General features: G+C 40.9%; 9 protein-coding genes, 1 pseudogene and 1 riboswitch. Of the genes and pseudogenes, 2 read left to right on the top strand and 8 right to left on the bottom strand.

All coding sequences use genetic code 11. From position 1 onward, the window contains the following. From ACH2DQ_RS05645 to metK, 5 genes are all read right to left on the bottom strand, one after another. On the bottom strand, positions 1-158 hold a 158-nt coding region (locus ACH2DQ_RS05645; RefSeq protein ID WP_395025905.1), incomplete at its 3' end, for an ATP-binding cassette domain-containing protein. After that, positions 155-523, bottom strand: a complete 369-nt coding sequence (locus tag ACH2DQ_RS05640; RefSeq protein ID WP_394911038.1) for a GntR family transcriptional regulator — start codon at positions 521-523, stop codon at positions 155-157. The genes ACH2DQ_RS05640 and ACH2DQ_RS05645, both read right to left, overlap by 4 nt. A 333-nt stretch (positions 524-856) precedes the next feature. Next, positions 857-1546, bottom strand: coding sequence for a response regulator transcription factor (locus tag ACH2DQ_RS05635; protein ID WP_027295083.1), 690 nt, complete (start codon positions 1544-1546; stop codon positions 857-859). Continuing rightward, entirely contained in the window at positions 1539-3032 is a 1494-nt protein-coding gene (locus ACH2DQ_RS05630; protein ID WP_394911037.1) for an ATP-binding protein, read from the bottom strand. Before ACH2DQ_RS05630 ends, ACH2DQ_RS05635 begins: the two co-directional genes overlap by 8 nt. Positions 3033-3134: 102 nt before the next feature. Then, complete coding sequence (gene metK / locus ACH2DQ_RS05625; RefSeq protein ID WP_394911036.1) at positions 3135-4322, bottom strand: methionine adenosyltransferase; 1188 nt, start codon at positions 4320-4322, stop codon at positions 3135-3137. 169 nt (positions 4323-4491) lie between these two features. After that, positions 4492-4590: riboswitch (SAM riboswitch) on the bottom strand. Positions 4591-4883: 293 nt separating this feature from the next. Here metK and pduB point away from each other — a divergent pair. Beyond that, positions 4884-5597, top strand: coding sequence for a microcompartment protein PduB (pduB, locus tag ACH2DQ_RS05620; RefSeq protein WP_394911035.1), 714 nt, complete (start codon positions 4884-4886; stop codon positions 5595-5597). A gap of 154 nt (positions 5598-5751) precedes the next feature. On the opposite strand, the gene ACH2DQ_RS05615 is transcribed toward pduB, so the two are convergent. Further along, the gene (locus tag ACH2DQ_RS05615; protein ID WP_394911034.1) at positions 5752-7083 is read right to left on the bottom strand and encodes an MATE family efflux transporter; all 1332 of its coding nucleotides are present in this window, start codon (positions 7081-7083) and stop codon (positions 5752-5754) included. A 132-nt stretch (positions 7084-7215) separates the two neighbouring features. On the opposite strand from ACH2DQ_RS05615, the gene ACH2DQ_RS05610 reads away from it, so the two are divergent. Beyond that, positions 7216-8043 carry a MerR family transcriptional regulator gene (locus ACH2DQ_RS05610; RefSeq protein ID WP_394911033.1) on the top strand — a complete coding sequence of 276 codons (828 nt, stop codon included), beginning with the start codon at positions 7216-7218 and terminating at the stop codon, positions 8041-8043. A gap of 133 nt (positions 8044-8176) precedes the next feature. Here ACH2DQ_RS05610 and ACH2DQ_RS05605 read toward each other — a convergent pair whose 3' ends face one another. Both ACH2DQ_RS05605 and ACH2DQ_RS05600 read right to left on the bottom strand, forming a co-directional pair. Further along, complete coding sequence (locus tag ACH2DQ_RS05605; RefSeq protein ID WP_394911032.1) at positions 8177-8524, bottom strand: DUF1622 domain-containing protein; 348 nt, start codon at positions 8522-8524, stop codon at positions 8177-8179. 59 nt (positions 8525-8583) lie between these two features. Next, a pseudogene (locus ACH2DQ_RS05600) lies at positions 8584-9052 on the bottom strand (hypothetical protein); the annotation flags it as partial.

The following is a 9052-nucleotide window of genomic DNA, read 5'->3' as shown; positions in this document are numbered from 1 at the left end:
ATACGGTTACTGATCACATTAAGCAATGTAGACTTTCCCGCACCATTTCTTCCAAGAAGTCCATAAATCTTCTCTTCCTCAAAAAATAGATTCACATGATCCAGTGCCACAGTATCCTTAAATCTTTTACTGATATTTACTACCTCTATCCCAGTCATTTCTTATATCCCCTTTCAATCATTCCTAATAATTCTTCATCTGAAATATTCAGCCTCTTTGCTTCCTCAATCATCCCGCTGATATAGTGTTCAAAGAACTGATCCTTTCTCTTTTGTCTCAGCTTCTCAACCGCTCCAACTGCTACAAACATACCTACACCTCTCTTTTTATAAACAATCCCTTCCTCAACCAGCATATTAATGCCCTTCAGGGCCGTTGCCGGATTGATCTTATAAGTTACAGAAAATTCCGTAATCGAGGGAATCTGCCCCTCTTCCTGAAAAGCCTCTGTCAGAATTGCATCTTCGACACCCTCCGCTATCTGCATGAAAATAGGTTTTTCATCCTCAAAATTTAATTTCATGGAAACCACCTCTTGTTTGTTGGTTAGTTACTTGACTAATTAACTATATGTGTATTAAAGCATACTTATTTGAATTTGTCAATGGGAGAAATAAAAATGTTTCGTGGATTGATTTACTTTAAAAGATAAAAATAGAGCCGCCAAATATAAATATCATTTCTCTATTCGGAATGAAATTTATATTTGACAGCTCTTTCTATCTCAATCATTATACTATTGCTTACTTGTATCGCAAGATGTAAATCATGCTTATACTCCTGCATACCGCTGACGGGTCTGCGGTACTGCTTCAATAGAAAGTATGGAACGCTTCTGTTCCATACTTATTACTTCCTATATCTTAAACCGGTACCCTACACCCCAAATTGTCTCTATATACTGAGGTTTCGCCGTATTGAACTCAATCTTTTCTCGAATCTTCTTAATATGAACGGTTACAGTTGCTATATCACCGATAGATTCCATATCCCATATTTCACTGAATAATTCTTCTTTGGTAAATACATGGTTTGGATGTTCCGCAAGGAACGTTAATAAATCAAATTCTTTTGTAGTAAAGGTTTTCTCTTCTCCGTTTATCCAGACTCTTCTGGCGGTCTTATCTATCTTAATTCCGCGAATCTCTACAATATCATTTGTCTGTACATTACTGCTGATCAATCTGTCGTAACGTGCCATATGTGCCTTGACTCTTGCTACCAGTTCACTGGGGCTGAAAGGCTTTGTCATATAGTCATCTGCTCCCAGACCAAGTCCACGGATTTTATCGATATCATCCTTTTTGGCAGACACCATAAGAATCGGTGTATTCTTCTTGTCACGGATGGATTTGCATATCTCAAAACCATCTACTCCCGGCAGCATCAGATCCAGGATAAACAGATCAAATTCTTCTTCTAATGCTCTCTTAAGTCCAATATCCCCGCGATTTTCAATCTCTACCTCAAAACCGCTTAGCTCCAGATAATCCTTCTCCAGATCTGCGATACTTTCCTCATCCTCAATAATTAAAATCTTACTCATTGACAGGTACCTCCTGATATTTTCTAAGCACAAAGTACATGACTGTGCCTGTTCCCATTTTACTGCTTGCCCAAATTTTACCGCCATGATCTTCTATGATCTTCTTGACTATGGACAGTCCGATTCCGCTTCCGCCCTGGGCAGAATTTCTGGATGCATCTGTACGGTAGAACCGGTCAAAGACAAGGGGCAGATCTTTTGGTGCAATGCCTTTTCCGTTGTCCTCAATTTCCACCTGAATGAAGTCCCCCACATCTTTTACCCGGATATTGATATATCCCTTTGGCTTATCCAGATATTTTACCGAATTTCCTATAATATTATTAATTACACGCTTCAGCTGTTCTGCATCTGCAATAATCCAGGTTTCCTCATCCGCATAGTTAAAATAAGAAAACTCAATATTCTTGGATTCCAGATCCAGTCCAACCTCTTCAAAACAATCATCAAAATAACTGGATACATTAATTTTACTAAACGTATATGGAATACGGTTCGTATCGATCTTCGAATAAAAGGTCAATTCGTTAATCAGCCTATCCATATCATTAGCCTTATTATAGATCGTTCGGATATATTTATTCATCTTCTCCGGAGTGTCCGCCACACCATCCATGATTCCTTCCACATAGCCTTTTACCGCTGTGATAGGAGTCTTCAGGTCATGGGAGATATTGCTGATCAGTTCCTTGTTCTCCCTGTCATACTCTACTTTTTCTTCCGCGGATTCTTTCAGCCGCTTTCTCATCTCTTCAAAGTCCTGGCACAGCTCGCTGATTTCATCTTCCCCTTCCGCTGCAAGGGTAAAGTCCAGGTTTCCTTCTTTTATATTCTGGGTAGCCGCCCGAAGTTTCCTTAGAGGTGTGCTGATTCCCGAATAAATCCAGGTACTTAAAAGGCCTGCCGTTAAAATCAGAATCACAACGATGGTAATAAACATATCACGCAGCAGGGACTTCATCTGCGGCAGCATAATATCCATGCTGGTTATGATAAAAATACTTCCTGTTGTAGAATCCGAAAAGGTAACATCAATCTGTTTTACAAATGCCCTTACATCTTTTCCGATATACGTTCCGCTGTCTGCCGATGTTGCATAGGTATTGGGCCCGGGCAGCTCTTTAAAAAGCTGTGCATTGTTCTCAGAGGTCCCGGAATAGTACTGGGAACTTCCTTTGCGCACAATGAGATAAGAATTCTTGTCCTGCAATTTATCATTGATTGTACACAGATAATCCACATCCAGAAACTGATCCGGATCTTTGTCAGCCTCCTTCTTCATCTCTTCAAAAATACGCTTCGTGGTGATACTCAGCATCTGTACCGAATTAGAAAATGCATCATAGGAGACATTTTCAATTCCATATTTATCCTCAATGGATTTTAACTGATACTGGCTGAAACCCAACAGTGCTACGCCTGTTAACAGAAGCGGGACACATATAATTACAAAAAAGGCTATGATAAGCCTCGTTTTTAATTTCATAGCAAAAACTCCTTTATGTTATACCGTTCTCTTTTCAGTATAGCATAAAGGAGCCATATTTACATCTAAACAAACAAAGACTTTTATAAATTTTTCATAAATTTACAAGTACTTCTTAAGAATTTCGACTTTATCCAGCTTCTCCCAGGGAAGATCCAAATCATTTCTGCCAAAATGTCCGTAAGCTGCAGTCTGCTTGTAAATTGGCCGGCGAAGATCCAGCATCTTAATAATTCCCGCCGGGCGGAGGTCAAAATTCTCTCTTACAATCTCCGTAAGCTTCTCATCTGATAACTTACCTGTACCAAAAGTATCAATCATAACGGAGGTAGGTTTTGCAACTCCGATTGCGTAAGATAACTGAATCTCACATTTGTCAGCAAGTCCCGCAGCCACGATATTCTTTGCCACATAACGTGCAGCATATGCTGCTGAACGGTCTACCTTGGTACAGTCTTTCCCGGAAAAAGCACCGCCGCCATGTCTTGCATATCCGCCGTAAGTGTCAACGATAATCTTACGTCCGGTAAGGCCGCTGTCTCCGTGAGGTCCGCCGATTACAAAACGTCCGGTAGGATTGATAAAGAACTTTGTATTGCCGTCTACCATTTCAGCCGGCAGAATTACATCAAAGACATACTTCTTAATATCTTCATGAATCTGTTCCTGGGTGATATCCGGATCATGCTGTGTGGAAAGCACAACGGCATCCAGTCTGGATGGTTTGCCATTTTCATCATATTCAACGCTGACCTGGGTCTTTCCGTCTGGCCTTAAATAAGAAAGCGTACCATCTTTGCGTACTTTGGTAAGTTGTAAAGCTAATTTGTGTGCAAGAGAAATTGGATAAGGCATTAATTCTTCCGTTTCATTTACCGCATATCCAAACATCATTCCCTGATCGCCTGCACCGATTGCTTCAATTTCATCATCGGTCATGGTATTTTCTTTTGCTTCCAGAGCTTTGTCAACTCCCATTGCAATATCGGATGACTGCTCGTCAATCGCAGTAATAACGCCGCAGGTCTCTGCATCAAATCCATATTTTCCACGTGTATATCCAATATTTCTTACTGTATCCCGCACAATTTTCTGGATATCTACATAAGCATTGGTGGAGATTTCCCCCATAACCAGAACCATACCTGTGGTAGTAGCAGTCTCGCATGCCACACGGCTCATTGGATCCTGTTCTAACAGTGCATCTAAGATCGCATCAGAGATCTGGTCACACATTTTGTCCGGATGTCCTTCTGTTACTGATTCAGAAGTAAATAATAATTTTTCCATAATGTCCTCCTTTGATAAGAACGGTATATATTTTCTCACGAGATCGATTTAACATATCTTGCAGGCTTTTCTTTCCCGGAACCTGTCCCAGTTCCCAGAATAACGCCTGCTATGAAACTAAAAAAGATCCGCATTAAGCGGACCCCCTATCTATTATGATAAGTAAATCCTCTTATTGTTCGAATAACTCGCTCAGGTTGGCACCTTCCTCTGACGGGGTTGCCGTGGTTTCACAGATCCTTTGTATCTCCACCACTCTGAATAAGAGAAAATATAATATTTAATTTTGTTACGTCTATACGATAACGCTTATTTGACTATTCGTCAAGTACTTTTTTTTGGAATATATGATATTGATAAAAATTGTTCCTGTTCAGTCCGATTCACGTTTTACGCTAGCTTCTTGTAAAGTGGTTACTGCTTTTAAATTTATGAAAGATTGTTGTTTCGTTACTACACGAGCCGTGCTGTACACAAAGACTTTTGTTTTCGTTGACTTTTTGTTGTTTTTTCTTTATACTGAAAATATAAATGTATTGTAAAAGAGGAGAACAGGATACTATGGATGTAAGATCAATCAGCATGAACTGCACAAGAACAGAGTTTATCGGAACCGCCGTACTGGACACAATCGGTCTGGTAATAGCCGGAATCGATGAGTCCCTTTTGGAACAAATGAATGTCGGTAAATCTTACCATACTATAGGTGTTTTCAGTTCCCGTACCGGCGCAGCCGGACAGCTTACCGCTGTGGACGAAGCTGTGAAAGCCACAAATACAGAGGTATTATCTATTGAACTTCCCAGAGATACCAAAGGCTGGGGCGGACATGGAAACTATATTGTGCTGGGCGGAAACAGTGTCTCCGATGTCCGGCAGGCAGTTTCCATCGCCCTGGAACTGACGAATAAATACGCAGGCGAACTCTATATCAGTGAAGCGGGGCACTTAGAATTTGCCTTTTCCGCAAGCGCCGGACAGGTATTGAATAAAGCATTTCATGCTCCTGTTGGTCAGGCATTTGGCTTTTTATGCGGTTCTCCGGCAGCTATCGGACTTGTGATGTCTGATCAGGCGATGAAAGCAGCTGGCGTAAGCATTATTGAATATATGACTCCCAATAAAGGTACCAGCCATTCTAATGAAGTAATACTGGCTGTATCCGGCAATGCCAGCGCCGTAAAAGAAGCGGTTCTCACAGCAAGACAGGTTGGTCTTGAACTATTGATTTCCATGGGCAGTTATCCGGAGATTCCCGGTGTGCCGTATTTGTAAAAACAGCAATAAAAATATGCTATTGTAATCTGAATCCGAATGATACTCTTGAACGATGTTATCAAATATGATTAATGATAACAAAATTTCAAATAATATCGTAATTAAATAATACTGCAAAAAAAGTTATCAGAATCACTCCTGATAACTTTTTTTATACCGCATAACGGTATACTTCCCGCTTTCTGCGAAAGAAGAAGCAGGAAATAAATACCGTGAAGAACTCTGCCAAAGGCACTGCCATCCATACCCCATCTACACCTATGATATACGGCAGAATCAAAATGCAGCTCACAATAAATCCAAATGTACGCATAAAGGAAATCGCCGCGGATATTTTACCGTTGGAAAATGCAGTAAACATACCGGATGCAAAAATATTCATTCCTGCGAACAGATAGTTAAAGGAAAACAAGAAGAATCCTCTTCTGGCTATTTCATAGGTCGCTGATGTACGCGGTGTGAATATTTCTACGATAACAGGCGCACCCGCCAGTGCGATCATGGTGATTACAACAGCGGACACTGCCACAAAACGGGTACAGATTTTATATATCCGCTGTAACAAAACCACATTTCCGCTTCCATAGTTGAAACTGAATACGGGCGCAACACCAATGGTAAAGCCCAGATATAATGCATTAAACAAGAATTGTCCGTATAGAACTATGGTAATTGCAGCAACACCATTTTCCCCCAGAAACCGCAGCATAATAACATTAAACAAAAAGGTAACCATTGCCGTAGACAGGTTCGTAACCATCTCCGAGGACCCATTCAGACAACTCTCTTTTAATACGGAAAAATCCATTTTGGGTTTTACAAAGTATAATTCTCTTCTTATTTTCCAAAAATAAATAAGACCTGCCACAGCAGGGATTGCCTGACCCATTCCCGTTGCCAGTGCGGCACCGCCGATTCCCATCTGCAGCGGTCCCATAAAAACATAATCCAGTACTGCATTGACAAATCCTCCAAGCAGTGTCAGACCCAGCCCGATCATGGGTTTGCCCGCAGTCACAAAAAAAGACTGGAACAACAGTTGAAGTACACATGCCGGAGCGAATACAAGCAGCATCTGCAGATAAGAGATACTGTTTCCCATTATTTTATCCGTAGCTCCCAGCATTTTCACCAGTGGCTCTATAAAAAGATTCCCCGCCACTAAGGACAAAATGCCGAAGATCAACCCGGACACTATAATTAAAGTAAAATTCTGTCTGGCTTCCTCCCGTTTCTTCTCCCCCATTTTTCTGGCTATAATTGCACTGCCTCCGGTAGCCAGCATAACGCCAACCGCTATGAGAATATTCACAGCAGGATAAACAATGTTTGTTGCTGAAAGAGCATCACTTCCAACAAACCTGGATATAAAGACACCATCTACAATCGTATACAGGGACATAAATACCATCATTACCATAGTAGGCAGCGCAAATCGGAGCAGAGAAACAAAATTAAAATCTTTGGTAATTGAATTTTTCATAATATAACACCTCTTTTTATTGCATTTTAACACTTTCTTTACTATCATAAGGTATAGGGTTACCCTATAGTCAAGATTTTTTTAAATAAACCCGGAAACCAGATAAATATCACTCTCAAAAAGGAAAATCCTATGATAAACAAAGATCTATATCTCACAACAGGGGAATTTGCAAAACTTGCAGGCGTCACAAAGCATACTTTATTTCATTATGATAAAATTGGTCTTTTTTCACCTGAAATTAAACTGGACAACGAATACCGGTATTACTCTATTTCCCAGCTGGATGTGTTTGATGTCATCTGGAATCTCAAGGAACTGGATATGCCTCTGTCCGACATCAAAAACTACTTGGACCATAAAAGTCCCCGGGCACTGATCACACTTCTGGAAGAAGAGGAAAAAATAATTGACCGGAAACTGGCAAAGCTTAAAAAGACCAAGAAATGGCTGCAGTTTAAATCAGATTTTATCCAAAAAGCTCTTCAAAAAGATTTCTCCAGGATCGAGTTATCCAAAATGGAACCCCAGTACTATATCCTTACCCATACTTCCTCTTCCAATGACAAAGAACTGGCGAAAAAGATTGGAGAACTGGTTAATCTGGGCGAAAAGCTGGGGATTAAGAGTCCTTATGGCATTGGTTTTCTGCAGTATGGAACCAAGATTCACCAGGACATATACAACGATTACCGCAATATTTACCTGCTCCTGGATACACCGCCAAAAGGTGTCTCTTATACTCTGAAGCCAGGCGGAAGATATTTATACGGTTATCATCAGGGCAGCTGGAAACAAATCGGAAAAACATACCAGAGGATGCTCGCTTATGCCAGAGAACATGCACTTGAATTAGATGACCTCTTTTTTGAGGATTATCTACTGGATGAACTGACCGTTAACGGTCCGGACAATTATGTTATTCAGATTACCGTTTTCGTAAAAGAAAAGAGCCTCTGAGGGCTCTGTATAAAGCTTTTCAGAAACAAAAGGCATAGATTCGCTCCATGCCTTTTGCAAACTATACTAATTTCTTTAGACCTCACTCTCATTGTTTTCCATGCCTGCCATACCGCATAAATACTCGATTGTATCAGCTTTCTTCTTTCTTACTGATGTGAAGATCATATTCCTTTTCTTCATTTTTAATTTCCCAGTGAATCAAAAATGTCAGGATCGCCCTGAGCGCAATGATTCCTGCTACCAGCACAATTTCTGAAATCTGGCGAACCACTACCGTTCTGAGTATTTCACTGCCCAGCTTAAATTCTAATCCCATCGCCAGCCCTTTTGCCAACCTAAGGCGGGTCTCCGGTTTTCTCCTGATATAATTGATAATACCCTCGATACCGGTAAATGCAATCACACCCACCCCAATATACTCAAAGAGCAGCACTGCCAGGTTTACAATAGACACTAATGTGCTTTCCAAAAATTCCATTGTCTCTTATCCTTTCAGCTTTTATCTGTCCCCGTAAATCATTTCTAAAACTGCATGAATTAGTTTTTACTCTTTGTTACAAAACCATATTCTACCGTACCATTGTCCCATTTGGCGGTAACCTGGTAGGTATAACCTGCTTCTGCTGAAGGAATATAGAGTTCGCCGTCCTTCTCTTTTAATTCAACCTTTTCGCCTTCCGGTACGTCACTGCCTTCGCTATACTGCTTCTGTACGTCCTCAGTCCACCGAATCACTTCTACGCTGACTGGTTCTTTTGTAAAGGACAGCTTCACGTCAGTAGGTTCATTTAAGGTAAGATCGTTGATTTCCTTCCAGCCCAGAACAGGTGAAATGTCGGTCTTGGCTGTGTCTGTGGTACCGTCTTCTTTTTCATAGCTCCATTCATAGCCGCCTGTGGTAATTGCTGCAGATACGATTGCTTCCGGCTGGCTGTACTCCGCTGAAAGGTATGGCGGTTCCGCAGGATCAGGCTCCTGGTATATCTGGTCAATCAATTCGTTATAC

The organism is Robinsoniella sp. (assembly GCF_034124845.1).
The sequence above is the reverse complement of the archived record's forward strand: the minus strand, read 5'-3'. Positions and strand labels throughout refer to the sequence as shown.